Source organism: Snodgrassella sp. (genome assembly GCF_024103505.1).
GTDB classification, from domain to species: domain Bacteria; phylum Pseudomonadota; class Gammaproteobacteria; order Burkholderiales; family Neisseriaceae; genus Snodgrassella; species Snodgrassella communis.
Genome location: NZ_JAGGIJ010000005.1, coordinates 93,089 through 119,132, shown reverse-complemented (window position 1 = coordinate 119,132; position 26,044 = coordinate 93,089). Strand labels below are relative to the sequence as shown.

Annotated in this window: 18 protein-coding genes; 12 read left to right on the top strand and 6 right to left on the bottom strand. The window is 42.7% G+C overall.

The window, feature by feature from the left end; all coding sequences use genetic code 11:
* Positions 1-132: 132 nt before the first annotated feature.
* The 3 genes from J6578_RS06725 to J6578_RS06715 form a co-directional block, all read right to left on the bottom strand.
* Positions 133-1,716 carry a phosphoethanolamine transferase gene (locus J6578_RS06725; RefSeq protein ID WP_287954167.1) on the bottom strand — a complete coding sequence of 528 codons (1,584 nt, stop codon included), beginning with the start codon at positions 1,714-1,716 and terminating at the stop codon, positions 133-135.
* 7 nt (positions 1,717-1,723) lie between these two features.
* Positions 1,724-2,725, bottom strand: coding sequence for an FAD-binding oxidoreductase (locus tag J6578_RS06720; RefSeq protein WP_287954166.1), 1,002 nt, complete (start codon positions 2,723-2,725; stop codon positions 1,724-1,726).
* A 190-nt stretch (positions 2,726-2,915) separates the two neighbouring features.
* Positions 2,916-3,707 carry a basic amino acid ABC transporter substrate-binding protein gene (locus tag J6578_RS06715; RefSeq protein ID WP_100102403.1) on the bottom strand — a complete coding sequence of 264 codons (792 nt, stop codon included), beginning with the start codon at positions 3,705-3,707 and terminating at the stop codon, positions 2,916-2,918.
* Positions 3,708-3,942: 235 nt separating this feature from the next.
* Between J6578_RS06715 and panC the strand changes: the two genes are divergently transcribed.
* The 4 genes from panC (at position 3,943) to J6578_RS06695 (ending at position 11,243) form a co-directional block, all read left to right on the top strand.
* Positions 3,943-4,782: a pantoate--beta-alanine ligase gene (gene panC / locus J6578_RS06710; RefSeq protein ID WP_093091711.1), complete on the top strand. Its 840-nt coding sequence runs from the start codon at positions 3,943-3,945 to the stop codon at positions 4,780-4,782.
* A gap of 53 nt (positions 4,783-4,835) precedes the next feature.
* Positions 4,836-8,519 carry a DNA translocase FtsK gene (locus J6578_RS06705; RefSeq protein WP_287954165.1) on the top strand — a complete coding sequence of 1,228 codons (3,684 nt, stop codon included), beginning with the start codon at positions 4,836-4,838 and terminating at the stop codon, positions 8,517-8,519.
* A gap of 619 nt (positions 8,520-9,138) precedes the next feature.
* Complete coding sequence (locus tag J6578_RS06700; protein ID WP_093091713.1) at positions 9,139-9,516, top strand: DUF805 domain-containing protein; 378 nt, start codon at positions 9,139-9,141, stop codon at positions 9,514-9,516.
* Between the two features lie 1,400 nt (positions 9,517-10,916).
* Positions 10,917-11,243, top strand: a complete 327-nt coding sequence (locus tag J6578_RS06695; RefSeq protein WP_100150489.1) for a T6SS amidase immunity protein Tai4 family protein — start codon at positions 10,917-10,919, stop codon at positions 11,241-11,243.
* 627 nt (positions 11,244-11,870) lie between these two features.
* Here J6578_RS06695 and J6578_RS06690 read toward each other — a convergent pair.
* The 3 genes from J6578_RS06690 to J6578_RS06680 form a co-directional block, all read right to left on the bottom strand.
* Positions 11,871-12,212 (bottom strand): hypothetical protein, encoded by a 342-nt coding sequence (locus J6578_RS06690; RefSeq protein ID WP_287954164.1) that lies wholly within the window; start codon positions 12,210-12,212, stop codon positions 11,871-11,873.
* A gap of 147 nt (positions 12,213-12,359) precedes the next feature.
* Positions 12,360-12,701, bottom strand: coding sequence for a hypothetical protein (locus tag J6578_RS06685; protein ID WP_287954163.1), 342 nt, complete (start codon positions 12,699-12,701; stop codon positions 12,360-12,362).
* A gap of 97 nt (positions 12,702-12,798) precedes the next feature.
* The gene (locus J6578_RS06680; protein ID WP_287954162.1) at positions 12,799-13,047 is read right to left on the bottom strand and encodes a hypothetical protein; all 249 of its coding nucleotides are present in this window, start codon (positions 13,045-13,047) and stop codon (positions 12,799-12,801) included.
* A 688-nt stretch (positions 13,048-13,735) separates the two neighbouring features.
* Between J6578_RS06680 and J6578_RS06675 the strand changes: the two genes are divergently transcribed.
* The 8 genes from J6578_RS06675 to narI all read left to right on the top strand — a co-directional run bounded on the left by J6578_RS06675 (position 13,736) and on the right by narI (position 25,842).
* Positions 13,736-15,667, top strand: coding sequence for a histidine kinase (locus J6578_RS06675; RefSeq protein ID WP_239427685.1), 1,932 nt, complete (start codon positions 13,736-13,738; stop codon positions 15,665-15,667).
* A gap of 18 nt (positions 15,668-15,685) precedes the next feature.
* The gene (locus J6578_RS06670) at positions 15,686-16,339 is read left to right on the top strand and encodes a response regulator (protein ID WP_093090806.1); all 654 of its coding nucleotides are present in this window, start codon (positions 15,686-15,688) and stop codon (positions 16,337-16,339) included.
* A gap of 187 nt (positions 16,340-16,526) precedes the next feature.
* Entirely contained in the window at positions 16,527-17,750 is a 1,224-nt protein-coding gene (locus J6578_RS06665) for an MFS transporter (RefSeq protein WP_287954161.1), read from the top strand.
* Positions 17,751-17,762: 12 nt separating this feature from the next.
* The gene (locus J6578_RS06660) at positions 17,763-19,133 is read left to right on the top strand and encodes an MFS transporter (protein ID WP_287954160.1); all 1,371 of its coding nucleotides are present in this window, start codon (positions 17,763-17,765) and stop codon (positions 19,131-19,133) included.
* 98 nt (positions 19,134-19,231) lie between these two features.
* Positions 19,232-22,927 (top strand): nitrate reductase subunit alpha, encoded by a 3,696-nt coding sequence (locus J6578_RS06655; RefSeq protein ID WP_287954159.1) that lies wholly within the window; start codon positions 19,232-19,234, stop codon positions 22,925-22,927.
* A gap of 15 nt (positions 22,928-22,942) precedes the next feature.
* A complete protein-coding gene (narH, locus tag J6578_RS06650) occupies positions 22,943-24,493 on the top strand; it encodes a nitrate reductase subunit beta (protein WP_037407687.1) in 1,551 nt (516 codons plus the stop codon).
* 10 nt (positions 24,494-24,503) lie between these two features.
* The gene (gene narJ, locus J6578_RS06645) at positions 24,504-25,139 is read left to right on the top strand and encodes a nitrate reductase molybdenum cofactor assembly chaperone (protein WP_093090154.1); all 636 of its coding nucleotides are present in this window, start codon (positions 24,504-24,506) and stop codon (positions 25,137-25,139) included.
* Positions 25,140-25,152: 13 nt separating this feature from the next.
* Positions 25,153-25,842, top strand: a complete 690-nt coding sequence (gene narI, locus J6578_RS06640) for a respiratory nitrate reductase subunit gamma (protein WP_100150483.1) — start codon at positions 25,153-25,155, stop codon at positions 25,840-25,842.
* The last annotated feature ends 202 nt before the right edge of the window (positions 25,843-26,044 follow it).

Below are 26,044 nucleotides of genomic sequence, written 5' to 3'. Positions count from 1 at the left end.
TAAGTGTTTTGATGCAAGTCAAATGAAAAGGTTTAAGCAGATAAAATCCAGTATAAAGTACATATTTCTGTTTTATTTATAAGTCAGAAACATGTACTTTATTAATGAAATCAGGCTGGATAATAAATTAATTTAACGTAAGTTAGCGGGTAAAGGATCGCTCTGGAGCTGGTTTGCTGGTTGTAGATGTTGATTGAAATCCAGAATTTGAGCATCTTGGCTGGGAGTAGGGCTGAAAAACTGTTCTCCGTAAGGTAGTTGAGGTGTCTGGATACCCAACCATTTTGCTATTCCATCCAAAAGTTCCAGTCCACTGCGTTGTGCTGTATTGCGTGATTGTCCAGTCTGGTCGCTGTTTATAACCACTAAAGGCACATGATAGTTTTGATAATAATGGTCATTGTGACGCAAAATGCTGGAAGAACGCACAATACTGTTTTTTTCATAACTGTTTTTATCATGGCTCAAGCCATGGTCGCTAAAATACATCATGCTAAACGACTGGTCGCTGGATTTTAATGCTGTGTATATCTGGTGTAACAAGCTATCTGTCTGTCGGATACTATCGATATAACAGTTACTATTATTATTTTCCACGTAAGGATGTGGTGGTTGTGGCAGGCGGTCACAAGGATTGGGATGTGAACCCATAATATGCAGCACAATAAGACGCGATTTTGAGCTGTCCAGCGGCTGAGCAAGGACTTTTTGTAAGGGCGCTATAAGCTGATAATCGAAGCTGCGCTCGCCAAAATCGTAACCAGTTGTTTTCAGAAAAGTAACATGATTTGCTTGATATGCTATGGTGGAAATTGAGGTATCGTATTGCCCCAGCGCCCCCTGATTTGACAGCCATGCGGTATCCATGCCGGCTTTTTTGGCCAGCGTAATGACATTGTTTTGAATACTGAATGGTTTGCCGTGGCTTAATGTCAGACCATGTAATAGCGAAATAGGGGTATTCGGACCCGCAGACAACATTTTGTCCATAATAATATTGGCATGTTTGTCCAGAAATGGTGTATTTGCATATTTAAATCCGTACAAGTGCATGTAGTCTGCGCGTACACTTTCGCCAATAATCAATACATAGTTACGGTAATTCTGATGGCTACTGCTGATATGCCAGTTATCCGGTTTAGCCAGATCTGCTTTTATTTTGGCTAATTCGGCGAAGTAAGCTTGTGGTTGCAGATAAGCATCGGCCAGAAATTCTATTGGCTGTACGCGCAAGGGAAAACCGCCGGTAGTATAGCCCTTGCGTGCAGTCTGTGCTGTCATGACCACAAGAATAAGAACTATTAAAAGACCCCAGTATCTACCCCAGCATGGTGCAGCTATATTACGGCTTAAGCGTACAATAAGCAGCGGTACGGATGCCAGTACCAAGGTAGCGATATAGGTACGCCATGAAATAGCGCCGATATATTCACTGGCTTCACTGGCGGTAGTACTTAATAGTGAGGCAACAATACCAAAACTTGGCCGTCCATACAGGGCAGCAGTGGGATGATACAGCAAAATAGTGATGGCACTGAACCACATCAGGCCACGCCACAGGCGTGGGTAGAAACGCTGTAACAGCAGAGTAAGCAGCCAGGTTTCAATAATCCGGTTTGGATTGGGCGGATAGGCCAGTGCATAAATCAATACGATGCTGTAAATGAGCAAGAGCACTACAAGCAGCAGATAATGTTTCCGTAATGTCATTTTCATAGATGACTCAGGGTGCGGGAGTGAATTTATCGGCAAAAAAAGCTTCTTCTGCCAGACAGGCATGGCTGGTAAATAAATTTTTGGACTGAACAATCATTTGCGGATGCCCGCATGCATAGACTGTATAGTGGCTCATGTCAGGATGTCTGACTAATGCGATATCCTGGACATATCCCTGAGCACCCTGCCATGTATCAGATGCTCGCGATAATACCGCTGTCCATTGTGCCTGTGCCAAGCCGGCACAGAGTTCGTTTAGTAAAGCGCTATCATATAAATTTTCTTCAGCAGCCACACCCCAGTAAACAAACACCGGTTGCTGATATTGTTGTTGCGCCAGTGCGACTAGCATTGCTTCAATTGGCGCTATGCCGGTACCAGAGGCGAGCATAATCAGCGGTTTATGCTGTTCTTGTAAGTGGAAGCAGCCTAATGGACCATGGATACGGATGATGTCTTTGGGCTTAAGCCGGCCGTCAAACAACTGTTCAGAAAAGACACCAGCAGCACGACGGCGGACATGAATAATCAATTGCCGAGTATCATCGTTAAAACGAGCAATGGAATAGCTGCGGCGAAGATTATCAGGCAGAACAATATCAATATATTGTCCGGCAGTAAAATTGAAATGCTTATTTGGTGGCAGTTTCAGGGTGACAATAGCAATATTGGCGCAATAACGAATATCATCTATCCGTACAGTCAGCGTTTGCGCCGGCAGGTTATTACTACCATGATAATCGGGCAGATAAAGGGTAATGTCACTTTCCGCACTCTGGCAGCAGAGTAAAATATCTTGCTGATGGTTGTATTTACTATTTAAAGCTGCCTGATTATTAATTTCGCTGGTCAGGCCATTGATTAGCCGTGCCTTGCAGGCTCCGCAGCAGCCGCTTTTACAGGCATGTGGAAGCATCATGCCGTGATCAATCGCTGCATTAAGTAGCGACTGCCCCTTTTCTGCACAATAGGTTTCACCAGCTGGTAAAACAGTGATCTGATAACTCATAATCTTTTTAGAGTATTTTAACAAAGTCGCTATTTTAGAGTGCAGTAATATAAAAGCCAAATCAAATGCCAACCGCCCTACAGGTCTGCGTGCGAATTGAAAAACGATATTCACTAGGTAGGGCAGCATAAAAGCCCGTTACATTGAATAACGGGCTTAAATTGATGCTAGCTAAATATACAGATAAGTTTTAATTCGAGAAATATTTGGCGTAGATTTTATCGTATTCGCCACTGGCGCGAATTTTTTTAAGGGCTTCATTCAGTTTTTCCACCGTGGCTGTATCACCTTTACGTACAACAAAGCCATAATGGTCTATCCCAAATTCAGGCACTTTATTGATGGTAAATTTATCCGCACCATTTGCTTTAACATAATTACTGATTACCGCGCCATCAGATACCATTGCTTCAACTCCACCATTTTCCAATTCTTTAATGGCTAAAGGTACGCTGTCAAAACGGGCAATTTTGGTGCTTTGGGCACCAAGTACTTTCTGAACTGCCAGATCACCAGTCTGGCCTGTTGCCACTGCCACACGATGCATACTGTTTAATTCAGTCAACGAATGGAATGTTTTGGCTTTCGGTGTCAGTACCATCATAGAAATATCAAAATATGGATCGCTGAAAGTCATACTTTGTTTGCGTTCATCAGTAATGGTCACACCGGAGGCCACAATATCCAAATCGCCATTATTCAGACTGGCGAACAGGCCATCCCAGGGTTGGTCTTTAAACTGTACCTTAAAATTTCCGGCTTTAGCCATTGCATTTATCAGGTCAACATCAAAACCTGTTAATGCACCATTCGCCGTACGTGATTCAAAAGGTGCAAATTCGGCATTTGTGCCGACAATATAAATTTTGTCGGCACCGGATTGTGCTGGTGTTGAAGTTGAATTGTTATCATTGCCACCGCAGGCGGTTAAAAACAGCGTCGAACCAATAGCCGCAGCGGCCAGCCAGTGTTTGATTTTCATGATGAGTCCTTAAATTCCACTTGATTTATAAGCTGAAAGTTACTAACCATACAACAGTTTGTACCGTACAATATGCATTTTTACTGCCATGTTCGATTTGATAGTAACATATTTAGCTGATGAAACAAGCTTTATACATTGCACTGTAAGGCTGGTTTGCAGTGCTATAATCCTGCTTTTGCTACTACATGGATAGTAAGCAAGTCATGTATCAGCCAGTCTTACAGGATAGATAATGCATTTAATACATACCATTACAGAACTACGTTCGTGGCGACAGCAAGTTAAACGTGTGGCTTTAGTGCCTACAATGGGTAACCTGCATGAAGGCCATTTATCACTGGTGCGTACGGCCAAAGCTCATGCCGATGCAGTAGTGGTAAGTATATTTGTAAATCGGATACAATTTGGTGCTGGTGAAGATTTTGACCAGTACCCACGTACACTGGAGCAGGATGTGAAAAAGCTGACAGCCGAGGGTGTCGATGTGGTATTTGCGCCAGCTGAGAGTGAATTGTATCCAAATGGAATGCAGTGTTATTTTGTAGAACCACCAGCAATCCAGAATGAATTGTGTGGTCGCAGTCGTCCCGGCCATTTTCGTGGTGTGGCTACAGTGGTAACCAAATTGTTCAATATTGTCCAGCCTGATGTGGCTTGCTTCGGTAAAAAAGACTACCAACAGCTTGCCGTAATCAAAGGCATGGTACAGGATTTGAACATGAATATAGAAATTATTCCGGTAGAAATTGAGCGAGCTGAAACCGGCTTGGCATTGTCTAGCCGTAATAGTTATCTTACAGAAGATGAGCGCGCACAGGCGGCACAGTTATCTGCCTGTTTGCGAAATATGGCAAAAGCAATTGAAGAAGGAAATAGAGATTTTGCCGCTCTGGAAAACGATGCAGTTACGTATTTGCAGCAGCATGGCTGGCAAGTAGATTATATTGAAGCCCGGCAAGCACAGACGCTGACAAAAGCACAGATTTCTGATAATCATCTGGTGATTGTTGCAGCCGCTGTACTGGGTAGCACTCGTTTAATTGATAATATAGAAGTGTGTTTGTCCCATTGATAATAAAAATTGTCTGTTAATCAGATATTTACCAAAAGGGAGAGTGAATACGTATGTGGTGGATTGTATTAATACTGTTAATTATTGCTATAGGCGCATTATTTTGGTGGCGTAACATTCAGGAACGCAAGTGGCAGCTGGAAATAACTTATCTGTCCCGATATGAAAATCGGCTTCAGCCTGGTCAGATCACTGCACCGCAGGCGAAGAAAGTGTCACTGGTAAAGCGCATTGTGTCCAATCTGATGTCACGGCGTGGGCAGTTGTATCATCAGTCAGCACCAGCATCACTACAGAAACAGCAATCACCAGCTACAGAACCGGCACAGACTGAGCCTATATCAGAACCTCCTCCTGTACCTGTATTCACGTATGCTAATGAGCAGCCACAGCACAAATCGCAGCCAGCAGAAATCAACCAGCCACAGTCACCGCCACAACAGCCAGTTCCGAAGCAGATTACTGTAACCGAAGCCAGTCCTAAACCAGCCAAAAATAAAACAGCAAGTGAACTAACCGAAGCTTTTGCAAACAACGCAAGTACCAGTCATCAATTGCAGGTATTGGAAAGCAGACAGCAGCTTGCGGAAAAATCATTAACAGTGATGCCAATACAGGCTGTAGACAGTAATGATACTCAGCTGGAGACTGAGCAAAAAACAGAACACTATTCAAGTCTAGATGGCTCAGTTGATGCTGACGACGAAGCTTTACCAGAGGAAAACATACTAATTACCAGTGAAGAAACGGTTAATCAGGTAGTAGCGCTTACTCCGAATAAGGATCTGGAAGTCATTACGCTGGCCGAAGCTACCCGCAAAGTGGCCACACACCCACTGGCTGATGCAGTAGCTGAATCTGCTCCTGTACTTGAGGTTATACAAGTTAACTGGCAGCACAAACCAGTGAATCGTCAGAATCAGCAAAGCCATCGTTACGCAAAAGAGATAACAGCTGATGACCCGATAATAAATAAGGTTCGTTCACGCACTAAAGCCGAACAGGCTGCTTTACTCAGAGCTCGGGCATTGAAAAACTTTGATCTGAATGATTTGCAGCAGGCTACGCAACGTAAGCTAGGTAATTCGGTAGGCGCTCCGTCGCATCTGGCTTATCCGGCTTCTCCCTTATCAAATAGTGATTACCATGAGCAGCATAGCCACAGACATCAACATGATAGTGTGCAAATTATTGACGAAGAAGATATCCGTTTAAATCTGCTGCGCCAACGACTGGCTCGCCAACGTCATCAGGACGCTCCAGCTCACATTAATTCAGGCTACAGTGTACCGGTAATAGCAGAGGATGAAATCTATGCCAATCTGGCTAAAACCGATTCCCCTGTTAATAAACAGAGATTCCAGCGCCCAGTAGTGCGTGAAAGTGTTATTCCGGCGGCAGCGCGCATCAGTAAACGTCATGCTGTCAAAATGATGGCACCAGTGGCAGATATGTCAGTTGAGACAGGTTACGCAGGTGCCGCTGGTAGAGAACGCGCACCACTGTCAACGCGTTTTACGCCATTTCAGCCGATGCCGGCAGCGATTACGGCCACCCCATTTGTGACTGTACCGCCAGCAGATGATTTTAGCAATGCAGATGCGGCTTATGATGATCCTATCGGGTTCGATGCAGTACCAATGGATGGTTCCATTACTGAAACTATGCGTTCTGAGAGAAGCCAGATTCCTTACACGCCAGAGATACAGCCAGTAGCGCAGACGGTATCAGTAAATTCCAGTACAACAAATTCATATTATGATGATACTGCTCATTCCATGCTTGGTAATGGTGGAGCAGTTTCAACTATACAGGACGGAAACGCTGGCGATGTTGCTATAGCGACAGCGCCAGTATTGGCTACTGAAGATCCTTATTTTGCAGATACTGATGAAGAGGCAAACTTATCCGCTTATTTTCCAGAAACGGACAAGTCTGAGGAAAAAGAAACAGATATTGACGTATCCAAATATTGGCCACAAGGAGAAATACAATCAGCTAACCATTCTGATACGTTACCTGAAGCTGATGAATTGGTGACTAAAGAATTTTCGGCTACCCAAACTGAATCTGTACCGTCGGTTAAAAGCGTGAGTGAAGTTATTCATTTAAACCCACCACAGCCACCTGCTGAGCAGAAAAAAAATTCCAGTGTACGGGTACAGCAAACAGCAATAGGTATGGCATTACAAAAAGCACTGCATAAGACTGAGGGAGCGAAATCTGTGCCCAGACCGCAGATAAAACCCCAGTTACCCAGCATGGACTTATTATTGCCACCTCATTATGACCCCGCGGCACAACAAAGTGAAGAAGCCTTACTCGAAAATGGCATCACTATTGAAGAAAAACTGGCAGAATTTAAGGTTAAAGTACGTGTAATTGATGCCTTTGCCGGGCCAGTAATCACCCGTTATGAAATTGAACCGGCACAAGGGGTGCGTGGTAATCAGGTTGTTAATCTCGAAAAGGATCTGGCTCGTAGTCTGGGCTTTGCATCTATTCGGGTTGTAGAAACCATTCCGGGCAAAACCTGTATGGGATTGGAACTGCCTAACCCCAAACGGCAGATTATCCGTTTGAGTGAAATTTTCTCAGCACCGGTATTTCAGCAGTCTCGCTCCAAATTAACATTGGCACTGGGACAGGGAATTACTGGACAGCCAGTTGTAACAGATCTGGCCAAAGCCCCGCATTTACTGGTTGCAGGTACAACTGGTTCAGGTAAATCAGTAGGCGTCAATGCCATGATACTGTCGATGCTATTTAAAGCAAGGCCTGATGAGGTACGTCTGATTATGATTGACCCGAAAATGCTTGAGCTAAGCATTTATGAGGGCATCCCACATTTACTTGCTCCAGTGGTCACTGATATGAAGCTGGCTGCCAATGCGCTAACTTGGTGTGTAAATGAAATGGAGAAACGCTATAGATTGATGAGCCATGCTGGTGTGCGTAATCTGGCTGGTTTCAATCAGAAGATTGAAGAATTAGCTGTACAAAATAAAAAGCTGTTTAATCCGTTCTCACTAAATCCAAGTGATCCGGAGCCTTTGGAAAAATTGCCCTATATCGTAGTGGTGGTGGATGAGTTTGCTGATCTGATGATGACGGCCGGAAAAAAGATTGAAGAGTTAATTGCACGGTTGGCACAGAAAGCTCGCGCTGCCGGTATTCATCTGATACTTGCTACTCAGCGACCCAGTGTAGATGTTATAACGGGTTTGATTAAAGCTAATATTCCGACACGCATTGCTTTTCAGGTATCCAGCAAAATTGACAGCCGTACTATTCTTGACCAGATGGGTGCAGAAAATCTGCTTGGGCAAGGCGATATGCTGTTTTTACCGCCAGGTACCGCCTATCCTGAGCGTGTACATGGTGCATTTGTGGCCGATGAAGAGGTGCATCGTGTGGTGCATTATCTGAAACAGTTTGGTGAACCAAAGTACATAGATGATATTTTAACAGCTGGTGTCAGTGACGATGATTTGGCAGGTAATGCTTCTACACGCAGCACTGAGGATGAAGTGGATCCTTTATACGATGAGGCGGTGGCACTGGTGGTAAAGACCCGTAAAGCAAGTATTTCTTCAGTACAGCGTCAGTTACGCATTGGTTATAACCGGGCTGCAAGATTGGTTGAACAGATGGAAGTGGAAGGCATTGTTTCTGCTGCTGAGGGTAATGGTAATCGCACTGTGCTCGCACCCAAGACTAACCATTTGGATGATTAGCTGTGCCTACCCGACGCAATCAGTATCCATATATTTAAATAGGATATAAATTCGTACTTTACACAACGCATACTCTTCTGTATGCGTTTTTATTTTTATTACAATGCTTTGTTGTGAAGTAATGACTTTAAAGGATAGTTATTATCGTAATTATCACTAATAACAGTATATAGTCTCTATTGATATTAATGTGATGGTTATGGTTAGGAAATTGTTTTTATTTGTATGAATAAAATAAATTTGTCGTGATTGTGTTGTTTTAATAATCGGTTTTTTTGAAAATTAGCTACATTCAGACAGATTGTCTTAGATAAATAATTGTCGTTTATTTGTATATATCATTTTTTTTATTACTCTTTTAAAATATACAAAATAATATATGCAAAGTATTGCGGATAATCTATTAATACATGTGTTTGTTTTAAAATTAAGGATAAAAAAATCAAAATTTATTCTTAGGTTTTATAAAAAAAATAAAATTTGTAATCAATTGTTTTAAAAATTAAATCGTTTGTGTCTGTTCATAAGAGGCTTTAAGATTGATTGGCTATATCTGAAATATAAATTTGAATCTTTCAATCTGTAAATATAAATATGTTAATTATCAGGAGATGAGTTTATGATTGAATCTTACAGACGATTCTGGCATAACATTCTAAATTTTTCTGGCACGTCAAATCGAGCTGATTACTGGTGGCCTATGATAATAAATTATGTTCTTGGTATTGTTCTGACATATGCCGTTCAAAAAATGCTGGGACATCCGATTAATGAGATCTATACATGGGGTGACGGGACAGTTAATTTTGCTGTACTGGCAATTGGTTTTGTGGTTTGGATTGCTAGCTTGTCATTACTGTTCAGACGCCTGCATGATACGAATCGCTCGGCATGGTGGATTCTGATTTCTTTAATACCATTAATCGGACAAATATGGCTTGTTATCCTGACGCTACTACCGAGTAAACCGAATCGTTTTCATCAGGGATTTTTTTAACTGGTTTGCACACGGCAATGAGTAGTTAAACTTCTAATTGCTGTGTTGTATTTTCTGTTTATAACCAGTCTGCTTCTGCGGCCATATTTTGCTTAGTGGAAACGTACTGATGAGCAGAAAAGTGTAAAAACGTTGTTTATAGCCTCGACATTGGTACATTACCATAATTGCAATATTGAGCTAGCTCAAATAATTGACTGGTAAAATAGCTTGTCATGAATGGATGAGATTCGCTTATGTACCTTTTCTTAATGATATTTATTTTATCTACGAATTACGTAGTGTGAATATAAAGGTTTAAATATATTAAAGTATTCACGCTAATGGGGTAAATGTGTAAGGAGAGGAAGGTAAGAATTGCCATAAAATCATGCCAAATTTAAAATAAATTATTCGTGATTATGGTGTTTCTATTTGAGATATATTTATTCGCTAATCATTGCTGATAGATAGACTTACGATCGGAATTTTCTATTACAGAATAATTGTGGGTAGGGTTATACCAAAATACTGCCGTTTATCCAGAAACCAAAATTCAACTTTGTATAATCCATATAGTATGCAACAATTTAAGATATATATTAGTCAGAAAAATTACAAAGCAAAACTTTGATTTGCAGGCAATTAATCTAGCAGCGTTATAAGGAAAAGCCTTATTGGCCTTAACTCACTTTGAACCGTGTCTGGATTGAAAGTACGTCATATTAGCCAATTCTGGCGCATCAATTGGGACAATCTGAGCATATTGTTTTTTTATCCATAGGATATTTGCAAAGCTATTTATACAACCAATGCAGTAGAGTTATTAAAAAGTGTGATACGCTATACACTTAAGAAACGTAAGGTATTACCAATTGGTGGTTCAATTAAAAATTGAGATAGAGCAAGCTGCTAAAAAATGGACGGTGCCTATTCAGGATGGGAAGAGTGCAATGAGTGGATTATAGAAGTGGGTGATAGAATTAACAGTCACTTTTAACGAGCAAATACAAAAAATATGGGATGAGATTAAATATCCATATATTTTTTTATCACTACATTCCATAAAGCTTATTCAATTTATTAACTATTAATTGCCAATCAAACCAGTCATTTTGCTTTTAATGGTTTAATTTATGTTATATTATTGGAGGGGATTTAGCAAAATTTTTATGACAGAGTTTATTGTAGGTTGAGTCGAATTTTTTGATGTAAACACCTAAAAATCACAACAAATCAAAAGCTGATATGAGTGTGTTATAAAGAGAAAATGGATTGTTTATTTTCAGTATTTCTTGGGACGGTGCGATAAGTCACGACACATTATGGGATGATTCGGGTTATTTCGATAAATGTTATGCTGAAGTAGCAAAGGAGGTTTAATTTTGGATTTTAAGCTAATAGTATTAAGTAGCTTACTGATGTTCAGTATTTCTGTGGCATCTGCTCAGGATCGTCCGCTGCTGAAAAATAATCTTGAAAATTTCACTCTTAGTTATTGTCTGGCACAAAATGATTTTGGTGAAATTCTACAGCGGGAAGCTAAAGCTGCTATAGGAGCTTATGTTGAACGTGGTCGCTATCCCGCTGAAGCCTATGAAGAAGCTGTGCAGGTTGTACACGATTATCTGAAGCGTTCTTATAAAAGTTATCTTGAAGATGTACAGCTCACTGTAATGAAATGTATTGATGCTTCACAGAGTAATGAAATCGCAGCGATCAGAAAGCGTTATCTTCAGAAAAAATAATCATCATTTTCTTCTGTGGTACTGGATGTACTCTAATAATACATCTCTGTACGGCAAACCGAAATAGTACCAATATAGTGTAATTCTCAACCTTTCCGGTATCTTTGTTTAAGTAGTCTGATGCTATAACGCTATTTACCTCCGTTTAAAAAGTTAGCACGCTGGGGATGATTATCCTAATTTATACCAATCTTTAGGGCGTAAGGTAAACTTAACTCTAAAAAGAGCAATAAGAGTCAAGAAAGACAAGTAAGACGAATATTAAGTGCTGATTTCAAATGATAAATGTTTAAGCTTAAGCTTTATCAGCAAGATAAGTTGTGTGGTTAATTGGTGCAAGAATATGATTTAGCATTGCAAAGCAACTAAGCAGATATTAGAGTTTTTTCTTGTTATATTGCCCGGATAATGAAGAATTTCAAAGTATACGGTTAAATGTTATTGGGTACATCAGATGGCAAGCAATAGTGCTGCAATAGCTAATCAATTATAGCATCAATATAGTTGAATGATACCTTAGATAATCCAATTGTCGGAAGCTTCCTATAACTTGCAATCAGATATAATAAGCTGATTTTCTACATAGGCGATTAAAGTTCAGCAATTACAAAAAGACGAATTTTTCTTTTAATTGCTGATATCAGTTTTGGAGATTAAATAGCTACTTACGCTACTCATGGAACATTCCTCATATGATGAGTCATTTTTTGTAATTACTTCGTAAGTATTTCCTTTTTTGTCATAAAAGATAAAATGATAAATTTGTGTATATAAACCTTTTTTCTTTTTCTCTGAGGCTAATAATGTTATTTTACTTTTAGGTTCATCTATATCTGCCATATCAACTATATTGGCATTTTTCATCCACATTGCGGCCATTGTCATTGGCCAAGAGTGGCAGTCTGGTGCCTTTGCGTATGATAGAATAGAAAAGAATTCCAGTAATATTGTTAGGAGAAATTTTTTCATTTTATATCGCCATGCTTTTAATAAGGAAATCGTAAAAATTTCATTTAAATAGCTATTAAGATTATTTATTGGAATATTCTTGCTATGAAGCTTCCTAAAATACTTTTAAAAACTTATTCAACTCTATCAATATCGGTATCTATATTTTTAGTACAGGATACGACTATTGGATATTAAATAGCTATTGACACTACTCATCGAACATTCTTCATGTGAAGCTTCATTTTGAGTAATTACCTCATAAGTATTTCCTTGTTTATTAAAAAACACAAAATGATAAATTTGGGTATATAAATCTTTTTTCTTTTTTTCTGAAGCTAATAAAGTTATTTTTGTTCTAGATTCATCTAAATTATAGATATCAGTAATCTTGGCATTTTTTAACCAACCTTTGGTTATATTCATAGGCCAATTGTGGCAGTCTGGTGCTTTTGCAAAAGATAGAGTAGGGAATATGGCTAATATTATTATTAAAGGAAGATTTTTCATTTCACTATGCTCACCTCTTTAATCAAAGAAATCGAAAGCAACAAGTTTATGTTGCCGTCCAATAGACATCTTTCCTGAAAAAATCATGTCAAATTTATTAATGGATATGGCTTTTAGATATTAAATAGCTATCTACATCACTCATTGAGCACTCGTCATCTGAAGCTTCATTCTTTGTAATTACTTCGTATGAGTTTCCTTTTCTATCATAAAAAACAAAATGATAAATTTGTGTATATAATCCCTTTTTCTTTTTTCCTAAGGCTAATAATGTTATTTTAGTTTTTGATTCATCTAAACTCGGGATATCAACAATTTCAGCATTTTGCATCCAAGCTTCGGTCATATTCATAGGCTAAGAATGACAACCAGTTGCTTTTGCATGAGAAAGAGTAGGGAGCAGCCCTAAAAATATTAGTGTTAATATTTTTTTCATTCTATTACCTCAATTTCTCTATCATTGCTTTCCCACATTTGTTGTCTATATATAAGTTTTAGAATAATACATCCACTAGAAGCTGTACCAGGGGTTTTTCTACTATCACCATGAATTAAAAAAACAGCTCTACTAAACATTTATTATTAGGAGTAGGTTGCAATCTTATTGAATATTTACCTGTAGTAGGATGTGATTGAATTAATTCAATCATTCTATAATTTACCTTTGGGGATTAAACCGATATTTGGTATATTTTCCATCTTAGGAGTATTTTTTCCAATACCTTTACCTGCATATCCTTCAGCTATAAACTTTCCATTATGTTTTAATATACCCGTTCTTTGGCTATATGCCAAAGTTATAAAATTACTCCCTTACTTAAAGTTTGAAATCTTACTTTTGAGCTTTTGAAGCTGGGCTACTTAATGATTCTTGACACTGAATTAAATATATTTTTGTTACTTTGAATCCAACATTAATATATCAGTTTTCTTAATGCATTTAAAACAAAATTTAGCTAAAAATTTAAAAAATTTATCAATACTGCATTCTAACTTTTCAGTTATATTGCTGTCAATAAATGAGAGTAGCTGTTATGAAGAATTTGTGGCAAAAATTTGACCGGTCATTTTTACGTGGGCAAAAGCTTTCTAAAGTGTTGGTGGTCATGATTACGATCTGGCTGTTTCTGGCTACCAGTCTGGTAGGGTTGTCGCTGAATACATCGTGGCGTCTGGAGGAGCAGGGGATGGCGATTAATGAAGCCGGCAGTCTGCGCAAACGGGTGTTTTATATGGTGCTGGTGACGAAAACTCCGGGTGTGGAGCAACAGTTTGTGCATGAACAGCATCAATTTAAAGCAATTCTTGATCATTTGCGGCAGTTGCATGAAACAGGTTTTATTAATGGCTGGCGTCATCGGCAGTTACTGACGCAGGTGGGAAAGGTTGAGGCTCAGTTGCAAGATTTTTTCAGTGATCGTGAGGCATATTTGCAGGGCAGGTTGGACGATGCGGCGTTTCTGGCACAGGCGCAGAAGTTTACAGCGGTGATTGACCAGCTGGTGCTGCTGATTGAGCAGGATAATACGCATAATATTCAGTTATTGCGCTGGTTGCAGGCGTTGTTACTTGTGATGGCGGTGGTTTCGGCAATAGTGTCACTGATACTGTTACATCATTTGGTGATTGTGCCGTTGCTGCGTCTGAATCAAGGGATCAGTCAGATTGGAAAAGGCTATTTTGACACGCGTTTGCAACTTGGTACGGCCAATGAGTTCGGGCAGGTGGCACGGGGATTTAATCTGATGGCGGCAAAGTTATATGAGGTATATGACACGCTGGAAAATCGGGTGGCTGAGCAGACTCAGGCTGTAGTGAAACGCAATCGTGAGCTGGCGGTGCTGTATGCGATGACGTCTCTGTTTCAGGAGCAGCATGATCTGGCGGTACTGGTGCAGGTGTTCATGCATAAGATGAAAGCCTTTAGTGGTGCAGATGCGTGTGTGGTGCAGTTGAAAAATCGTCATTCGCAGATGCTGGAGGTAGCTGGTTCGGATGGGCTGACGGAAGAGCAGGTAGATAGGTTTCGTGATTACCGCTGTGATGGTGGGCACTGCGCGCAGTTGCTGCAATCCGGTCAGGTGGTTACGAATCAGCAACTGCTGATTCATGCTGCGAATAATGGATGTTGCCAGATGCGGCAGACTTTGCCGTTTTGCTTAACGTTTGCGGTGAAGTCGGTAGAAGATGAAATCGGTATGCTACATTTGTTTGCACAAATGCCTTTTACGCTGAGTGAGGAAAATCAGCGCCTGATTTCGACGGTATGCAGCCAGTTTGGGATTGCGATTGAGAGTATGCGTCTGAATGAGCTGGATAAGCAAATGGCTATTCTGGAGGAGCGCAATTTGATGGCGCAGGGTTTGCATGACAGTATTGCTCAGTCGTTGTCATTTTTGAATATGCAGGTGCAGGTTCTGGAAAAGGCACTCTCGGAGGAGAAAAACCAGCAGGCAGCTAAGACGCTGGATTTTATCCATGAGGGTATTCAGCAATGCTATGATGATGTGCGTGAGTTGCTGTCTAATTTCAGGGTACGGCTGGTGTCGGAAGGATTAATCAGTTCGCTGCAAGGGGTGATGAAGCGCTTTGAGCAGCAGACTGATATTGTGACAGACTGGTCGGTAGAAGGAGATGTGTATGAGGTGGAATCAGATGTGCAGTTGCAAGTGGTGTTTATTGTGCAGGAGGCTTTGTCGAATGTGCGTAAACATGCGCAGGCTGATACGGTACGGGTGCGGCTGGCATACATGGCTGATCGTTTGAATCTGTGGATTGAGGATAATGGTGTGGGTTTCGCTGAAGATACGTTGGCGCAGAAGGAGCAACAGGGTCATGTGGGTATTCATATTATGAAAGAGCGTGCCGGCAAGATCAACGGGCAATTGAGGATTTTCGTACGAACAGAAGGTGGGGCATGTGTGGAGCTGATGGTGCCACGCCAGTATATTCATACGCAGGAATAATTATATTGGGAGTTTATGATGATAGATGAGAAGAAGTACCGGATTCTAATAGTAGATGATCATACGCTGTTTCGTCGTGGCTTGCGTGCGCTGATTGACAGCTGCGAGCGGTTTGAGGTGGTGGGTGAAGCCACAGACGGACTGGAGGGGGTAAAGATGCAGCAGCAGTTGCAGCCAGACGCGGTATTACTGGATCTGGATATGCCGGTGATGCGCGGGCTGGAAGCTTTACCGCAGATGATGAATCATAATCCGCAGCAGGTGGTGCTGATGCTGACTGTATCGGAGGATGGTGGTGATCTGGTGGAATGTATGCGACTGGGTGCGCGTGGCTATCTGCTGAAAAATATTGATACTGAGTTTTTGCTGGACAGTATTGAGAAAGCGATTAATGGGGATAGTGTGTTGTCGCCGGAGATGACTAGTAAGCTGGTTACGCAGTTGCGTCAGCAGGAACATGTGGCTGATGAAATAAAAGAACCTTTAACACCACGGGAACGGGAAATTCTGCGGTGGCTAGCGCGTGGCAATAGTAATAAGCTGATAGCTCGTAATTTGGAAGTGACAGAGAGTACGGTGAAAGTTCATGTGCAGAATATTTTGCGCAAGTTGAATGTGATTAGTCGGGTGCAGGCTGCTGTTTATGCTGTTGAACATGGTATGGATAAGTAGCTTTGGAATAAGTACTGTTTGAGAGTAATTGAATTTTTGAAATTGAAAATGGTCTATTGATTTTGTCAATAGACCATTTTGATTATGTTGTCTAGTTCTTTAGAACTACTGTTTCTGCATCTGATGACTAATGGGATATAGGCGGGCGATTCCGTACACTACACTAAATTATTTTGGGAGGGGCAGGATGGATTCTGGTGTCAGGAAGTCTGTAACGGTGCTTACGTCAAGTACGATTGCATTTGTGACTTGTTTCATGATCTGGATGGTGTTTGCGGTGCTGGGAATACCTATTAAGGAGCAGCTGCATCTGAATGAAACGGAGTTTGGTTTGCTGACGGCAATGCCAGTATTATCGGGTTCTCTAATTCGGGTACCGCTTGGGATCTGGGCTGACCGGTTTGGCGGTCGTATAGTGTTTTTCCTGCTGATGTTGGTGTGTGTGCCAGCTGTATGGCTGCTGGAATATGCGCATACTTACAGCCAGTTTTTGTGGATTGCATTGTGGCTGGGCTTGGTAGGCGGTTCGTTTTCAGTGGGTACGCCGTATGTCGCCAAATGGTTCCGCAAGGAGCGGCAGGGGATGGCGATGGGGATTTTTGGTGCCGGTAATGCAGGTGCGGCACTGAACAAGTTTTTGGCACCGGCGCTGATGGCAGCTTATAGCTGGCAGGCTGTACCGCGGGTGTATGCAGTAGTTCTGCTGGTGATTGCGGTGCTGTTCTGGTTTTTCAGCTATCCGGAGCCTAAGGCAGCTAATGTTAAACAGCCAAGCTTGAAAGCGCAGCTGCTGCTGATGAAAAATCCGCAGGTGTTGAAATACAGCCAATTGTATTCGGTGGTGTTTGGTGGCTATGTAGGTATTTCGCTATGGATGGTGAGCTATTACGTTAATGAATATCAGTTTGCATTGAAGCAGGCAGCCTTACTGGCGGCATGTTTTTCGTTGCCTGGAGGTGTACTGCGTGCTTTTGGTGGCTGGCTGTCTGATAAATACGGTGCTTATAAAGTGACTTGGGCGGTGATGTGGGTATGTTGGGTAGCATTTTTTCTATTGTCCTATCCGCAGACGCAGATGTCTATTCGCACGGTAAGTGGCCATCTGGATATGCATATTGGTTTAAATGCGATTGTATTTACAGTGCTGCTGTTTGTAGTAGGGGTGGCACTGGCAATTGGTAAGGCTTCAGTATTTAAGTTTATTTCCGATGAGTTTCCGGAGGACATGGGCACGGTATCAGGTGTGGTTGGTCTAGCCGGCGGTCTGGGTGGTTTTCTGTTGCCGATTATGTTTGGGGTATTGGTGGACTGGACAGGAATACGTTCCAGCTCGTTTATGCTGATGTTTGGTACGGTATGTATCAGTTTAATATGGATGCATTTTTCATTAAAAAGTCAGAAGCATCAATAATGTGAGGTTTGTATGGGTAAAGTTTTGAAAGACTGGCGGCCGGAGGATAAGCAGTTCTGGCAGGCTGGCGGTCATGCGGTGGCACGCAGGAATTTGTGGATTTCGGTTCCTGCTCTGCTGCTGGCATTTGCTATCTGGCAGGTGTGGAGTGTGACGGTAGTGAAGTTGCCGTTAGTTGGCTTTAAATACAGTAGTAATGAGCTGTTTTGGCTAGCGGCATTACCAGCACTGTCTGGAGCAACTTTGCGAATTTTCTATTCATTTGTGATTCCAATTTTTGGTGGCCGCAAGTGGACGACAATTTCTACGGCCAGTTTGCTGATTCCTGCGCTAGGGTTGGGTTTTGCGGTACAGAATCCAAATACTGCTTATAGTACGATGTTTGTGCTGGCACTGTTGTGCGGCTTTGGTGGCGCGAATTTCAGTTCGTCTATGTCGAATATCAGTCTGTTTTTCCCGAAAGCCGAAAAAGGGCAGGCGATGGGAGTTAATGCTGGTTTGGGTAATCTGGGCGTTTCAGCAGTGCAGATTGCGGTGCCACTGGCAATTACTACCTGTTTATTTGGTGCGCTTGGCGGTGAAGCACAGACAATTATTACACCACAAGGCAGTACGCAGGTATGGCTGCAAAATGCTGGCTTTATCTGGGTGCCGTTTATTGTGCTGAGCACGCTGGCTGCGTGGTTTGGTATGGATGATATTGGCAGCCTGCATTCTTCACTGAAAGAGCAGTCAGTTATTTTTAAACGTATGCATAACTGGATTTTGTGCTGGTTGTATGTGGGTACGTTTGGTTCATTTATTGGTTTTTCTGCTGCTTTTCCTTTGCTGATTACGCGTTCTTTCCCGCATATTGATGCAATCAAGCTGGCATTTCTGGGGCCATTTGTAGGTGCGGTGCTGCGTGTGGTAGGTGGCTGGCTGTCTGATCGTATGTCGGCTGCGAAGTTAACGGAAATTAGCTATCTAATGATGATTGTTGGGGTGATCGGTGTATTGGTATTCCAACCACTGGGCGGTAATGCTGGCAATTTTGTAGGTTTCTTCTGTAGTTTTATATTGCTGTTTGCGTTCAGTGGTATTGGTAATGGTTCGACTTATGCGCAGGCTCCGAGAATTTTCTCGCTCTATCACCGTGAACTGCATCAGGGTGATGCTAAGTCTGCTGAAATGCATGCAACCAAAGAATCCGCTACGGTGCTTGGGTTTATGGGTGCAATTGGTGCTTATGGTGGTTTTCTGATTCCAAAAAGTTTTGGTTCTTCAATTGAGGCTACCGGCAGTGCATCAATAGCGTTGTATGGTTTTATTATTTTCTATGTGAGCTGTTTGCTGATTAATTACTGGTTCTATGTACGTAAACAATCAGTAACTTGTTGCTAGCTTGCTGTGACTACGCCATTGTCACTGATGATGGCGCTAAAGAAATATAAATTAATAAGAAACTGTTTGAGGCTGCGGCCTCTATGGAGCACAAATTCATGAGCCATTTTTTAGACAGACTGAATTTTTTACGTAAAACCAAAGAAACCTTTTCTGCCGGTCATGGTGCGGTGGTGGCAGAAGGGCGTGAATGGGAAGATGCTTACCGGCAGCGATGGCAGCATGACAAGATAGTACGTTCTACTCACGGTGTAAATTGTACCGGTTCGTGCAGCTGGCGTGTTTTTGTGAAAAACGGGCTGATTACGTGGGAAATGCAGCAAACTGATTATCCGCGTACTCGGGCTGATTTACCCAATCATGAGCCACGCGGTTGTCCACGCGGAGCCTCTTATAGCTGGTATGTTTATTCGGCTCAGCGGGTGAAATATCCGATGATTCGAGCTTCTTTGCTGCGTATGTGGCGTGAAAAGCGCCAGAGTATGGGGGCAATTGAGGCATGGCAAAGTATCACTCAGAATCCGGAATCCGCCAAGAAATATAAGTCTCAGCGTGGTCTGGGTGGTTTTGTCCGTCTGGACTGGAACGAGGCTTATGAAATCATTGCTGCTGCCAATGCCTTTACGATTAAAGAGTTTGGCCCTGATCGGGTGATGGGCTTCTCACCGATTCCGGCAATGTCGATGGTGAGTTATGCTGCTGGTTCGCGCTATCTGAGTTTGATTGGTGGTGTACCGCTGTCGTTTTATGATTGGTATTGTGATTTGCCGCCGTCTAGTCCACAAACTTGGGGTGAACAGACCGATGTGGCAGAATCTGCTGATTGGTATAACGCCAATTATCTGATGGTATGGGGTTCGAACGTACCGATGACGCGTACGCCCGATGCGCACTTTTATACTGAAGTACGCTATAAGGGGACAAAAACCGTAGCGGTGTCTTCCGATTATGGCGAAATGGTGAAATTCAGTGATATCTGGATGGCTCCGAAGCAAGGTACGGATGCGGCGCTGGCAATGGCGATGGGGCATGTGATTCTGAAAGAATTCCATCTGCAAAATCCATCGGCTTATTTTGTTGATTATTGTCGCCGTTTAACGGATATGCCTAATCTGGTGGTACTGAATCAGGATAATGGCCGTTTGTTGCCCGGTTATTTCCTGCGAGCCAGTCAGATTGCCGGTGAGCTGGATGAGAGCAATCATCCGGAATGGAAAACGCTGGTTATTGATGAAAATACTGGCGATATCGTGGCACCGAAAGGCTCGATTGGTTTCCGCTGGGGAGAACAGGGCAAATGGAATCTGCGTGCGGAAAAATCTGATAGTACAGAAATCAAAGCACTGATCTCACTCGAAAAGAATCACGATGCGATTATGGGTGTGTCTTTTGACTACTTTGGTGGTGAAGATGCGGCTGAAGTGGTGGTGAAAAACATTCCAGTTAAGCAGATAACCAATGCTGCTGGTGAACAGATGCTGGTGACAACAGTATTTGATTTGATGTGCGCCAATTATGGTATCGACCGCGGTTTTGGTGGTGATGGCGTTACTGATGATTATATGGCCGATGTGCCGTATACCCCGTTGTGGCAGCAGAAACATACGGGTGTGAAACCGGAACTGGTGATTCAGGTTGCACGCGAGTTTGCACAGAATGCGCATGAAACTCACGGTCGCAGTATGGTAATTGTGGGTGCCGGTCTAAATCACTGGTATCACATGGATATGGCTTACCGCGGCATTATCAATATGCTGATGATGTGTGGCTGTATCGGTCAGAGTGGTGGTGGCTGGTGTCACTATGTGGGACAGGAAAAACTGCGTCCGCAAACCGGCTGGGCACCACTGGCATTTGCAGCCGACTGGAACCGGCCATCACGGCAGATGAATGGTACATCATTTTTCTATGCGCACACCAGTCAGTGGCGACATGAAAAACTGAGTATGGCAGAAGTGATTGCGCCGACTCATGCTGGCCAGATGGCTAATATGAGCCAGTTGGACTTTAATGTTAAAGCTGAACGTATGGGCTGGTTACCGTCAGCACCACAGCTGGCACGCAATCCGTTGGATGTAACACGTGAAGCAGAGGCGCAAGGTAAAGATCCGATTGCTTTTGCTGTAGAGCAGATGAAGTCTGGCGTACTGGATATGGCGTGTAATGATCCGGACAATCCGCAGAATTTCCCGCGCAATCTGTTTGTATGGCGTTCAAATATTCTTGGTTCTTCCGGCAAGGGGCATGAGTATTTCCTTAAATATCTGCTGGGTACCCAAAATGCGTTGATGAGTGATGAAACCAACGCCATTAAGCCAATTGACGTAAAAGTACGTCCGGCTGCAGAAGGTAAGCTGGATTTGCTTACTGTGTTGGATTTCCGTATGTCCACGACCTGTTTGTATGCTGATATTGTGTTGCCAACAGCTACGTGGTATGAAAAAGATGATTTGAATACTTCGGATATGCATCCGTTTATTCATCCTTTGAGCGAAGCTGTGAAGCCATTATGGGAAAGCAGAACTGACTGGGATATCTACCGTGGTCTGGCCAAAGCTTTTTCGGAAACCGCTAAAGAGTATCTGGGTGTACGCAAGGATTTGGTTTTAACGCCATTAATGCACGATAGTCCGGAAGAACTGGCACAACCGTTTGACCCGAAAGACTGGAAACTGGGTGAGTGTGAACCTGTACCGGGTAAAACTATGCCCAAAATGACGGTAGTGGAACGTGACTATGGCGCAATTTACGATAAATTTACTTCTGTTGGTCCATTATTGGAAAAAATCGGCAATGGGGGTAAAGGCATTAGTTGGCAGACAGCTGCGGAAGTGGATTTGTTGCGCAAGCTTAACAACACTCAGCATGAGGGCGTAGCTAAAGGGCAGCCAAAATTGCACAGTGCCATTGATGCAGCAGAAATGATTCTGACGCTGGCACCGGAAACTAATGGCCATGTAGCAGTTAAAGCATGGGAGGCTTTATCCAAAAATACGGGTATCGACCATACTCATCTGGCGATTGCGCGCGAGGATGATGCTATCCGCTTCCGCGATGTGCAGGCGCAGCCACGTAAGATTATTTCTTCGCCAACATGGTCTGGTCTGGAAAGTGAAAAAGTAAGCTACAACGCTGGGTATACTAACGTGCATGAATTGATTCCGTGGCGTACGCTTACCGGCCGTCAGCAGTTTTATCAGGATCATCAATGGATGCGCCTGTTTGGTGAAGGATTGGTTTCCTATCGTCCTGCAGTTGATCTGAAAACAACGCTGAATGTGAAAGGACATCACAGTAATGGCAATCCAGAAATTGTGCTCAATTTCATTACTCCGCACCAGAAATGGGGTATTCACAGTACCTATTCTGACAATCTGCGGATGCTAACTTTGTCTCGCGGTGGTCCGCATGTTTGGGTATCTGAAATTGATGCCAAGCGTGCAGGTTTGCAGGACAACGACTGGGTAGAAGTATTCAATGTGAATGGTACTTTAACCGCTCGTGTGGTAGTGAGCCAGCGCGTACCGGAAACCATGATTCTGATGTATCACGCTCAGGAAAAAATCGTTAATGTGCCCGGTTCGGAACTGTCCGGTAAACGTGGTGGTATTCATAATTCCGTTACTAAAGTAGTGATGAAGCCAACTCATATGATTGGTGGCTATGCGCAACTTTCATGGGGTTTTAACTATTACGGTACGGTAGGTACTAACCGAGACGAGCTGGTAGTGGTACGCAAAATGAACAAGGTGGACTGGCTGGATCAACCAGCTAAAACGCCGGTGGCAGAATAAGTAAGGAACACAAACATGAGAATACGTGCACAAATTGGAATGGTGTTGAATCTGGACAAGTGTATTGGCTGCCATACCTGTTCTGTTACCTGTAAAAATGTCTGGACCAGCCGCGATGGGGTGGAATATGCCTGGTTTAATAATGTGGAAACCAAGCCGGGTATAGGCTATCCGAAAAACTGGGAAGATCAAGAACAGTATAAGGGTGGCTGGGTACGCGAACGTTCTGGCAAGCTAAAACTGAAACAGGGTAATAGATTAAAAATACTGGCTAATATCTTTGCTAATCCGAATATGCCAGCTATTGATCAATATTACGAACCATTCACCTATGATTATGAACATCTGCAAAAAGCGCCATTGATGCAGACGCCGCCCACGGCGCGACCGGTTTCGGTATTAACTGGGCAGAAAATGGACAAAATCGAATGGGGACCAAACTGGGAAGATGATCTGGGTGGTGAGTTTGCGAAACGTTCGAAAGATAAGCTTTTCGATGGGATTCAAAAGGACATTTATGCCGCTTTTGAAAACACCTTTATGATGTATCTGCCACGTTTGTGTGAGCATTGTTTGAATCCGGCCTGCGTGGCAAGCTGTCCTTCCGGTTCGATTTATAAGCGTGAAGAAGATGGCATTGTGCTGATAGATCAGGACAAATGTCGTGGCTGGCGTATGTGTGTATCCGGTTGTCCGTATAAGAAGATATATTACAACTGGGTATCTGGCAAAGCAGAAAAATGTATTTTCTGTTATCCGCGCATTGAAGGCGGGCAGCCAACCATCTGCTCAGAAACCTGTGTTGGTCGAATCCGCTATCTTGGTGTACTGCTCTATGATGCTGATCGTATCAGTGAGAGCGCAGCAGTAGAAAATCCGCAGGATTTATATGAGCAGCAACTGGATATTTTCCTTGACCCGAATGACCCAGAAATTGCTAAAGAAGCACTGGCACAGGGTATTCCGGCCGACTGGATACAGGCTGCGCAAAATTCACCGGTTTACAAGATGGCGGTTGAATGGAAAGTAGCGTTTCCGCTACATCCTGAATACCGTACCTTGCCGATGGTATGGTATATCCCGCCCTTATCACCCATTCAATCAGCAGTTGAATCCGGTGTAATCGGACAAAATGGTTTGATTCCGGAAATCAAGGATATGCGTATTCCGCTTGAATATCTGGCTAATCTGTTGACTGCCGGTAAGACTGAACCGATTGTGAATGCGCTACAAACCATGATTGATATGCGTAAATACATGCGCAGTAAATCTATTTACTCAGATGAGCAGGCTTTACAGGAATTATCTGGCCATCGACTCAGTGCCACACAGATTGAAGAAATGTATCAAATTATGGCCATTGCCAATTATGAAGATCGTTTTGTCATTCCAAGTGCGCATAAAGAACTGGTGAGCAATACCTTCGAAGAAAAAGCCAGCTGCGGCTTCTCCTTTGGCGATGGCTGCCACAATGGCCATAGTAAAGAAAGTCTGTTTGGTACCCGCAAAGCTGCGCCGATTGTTTTTCATGGTCTGCGCAAGAAAAATGACCGCCAGTCAATTTAAGAGGATAGAAATGTATAAGATTTTATCCATTTTACTTAGCTATCCGCGGCAGGAATGGCTGAAGCATACTGAAGAGTTGTCTGATGCTGTTAATAGGCTCGCGACAGCTGAGCAGACTGCTGCTTTAAAACCATTCTTTGCTCATTTGCGTGCCCACGATGAAATCAGTCTGCAAGAAGTGTATGTCGATACCTTCGATCGCAGTCGCAGCCATGCTCTTCACCTGTTTGAACATCTGCATGGCGAAGATCGAGCTCGCGGACAGGCAATGGTGGATCTGCTAACTGAATATCAGTCACGCGGATTAGAGCCGGAAAATAACGAACTGCCGGATTATCTGCCCTTGTTTCTGGAGTTTTTGTCCAGTATTGATACGCAGGAGGCTGAGAATCTGCTAGCTGATGCTGTGCATGTAATCGGCTATATTGCAGAAAATCTGCATAAAAGCCAGTCTGTTTATGCACCGGTAATGGATGCCGTGGTGGCTTTGTCACCTGTGGCTCCAAAGCCGTTACAGGCAGCGCCGGTGCGTAATATGGATGAAGCACTGGAAAAATTTGGCCCTACCACAGAAGGACTGGAACCTCTATTAAACCAGCCATCCGTGCAGGAAGTGCAATTTTTCCGCAATAAAAAACTCAGTTAAGCCGGGAGACAGCATGTATTATCTCAATCAATTTATTTTCGGCATTTATCCGTATATTGCCGCCAGTATTTTTTTTCTGGGCAGCCTGATTCGTTTTGATACCAACCAGTATTCATGGAAATCCGAATCCAGCCAGCTGCTGTATCCGCGCTTATTGCGCATTGGTAACATTTTGTTTCACCTAGGGGTACTAGGCCTGTTTTTCGGTCATCTGGTCGGATTGCTGACCCCGGTTATCGTCTGGGATACTCTTGGAATCAGCCATGAAACCAAACAGCTTACAGCCATGATTGCCGGCGGTATTATGGGTACTTTGGCTTTGATTGGCCTGTTAATGCTTATCTATCGCCGTTTCAGCTGTACGCGCTTGCTGGCTAATAGCACCTGGCGTGATAAGCTGGTTTTAATCTGGCTGCTGATAACACTTTGTCTGGGTTTAGGCACAATTCATGTATCCGCTCATCATCTGGATGGTGAAGAGATGATTAGCCTGATGCAGTGGGCGCAGCACATTGTTACTTTTAGAGGTGGTGCAGCAAATATCATTGCTCATGTTGACCCGATATTCAAATTACACCTGTTTATGGGGATGAGTGTATTTGTAATCTTTCCATTTACCCGTCTGGTGCATATTTGGAGTGGTTTCGGCGCCTTAGTATATCTGAAACGCAAAGCACAATTGGTTAGAAGCAGACGTTATTAATATACACTGCAAATGACCGCAAAGGCAGTACTGGTATTCAGTACTGCCTTTTAAAATATTCATAATCTTTATAAAGCAATCAAGTAACTAAACAAATATTATTTAATCACTATTGATTTTATACAACCTTATCAAGCATAATTAGGCTAATTTCATAGCATAATGATGCTAATACCTGCCAGATGGTTACTAAATCTAATCG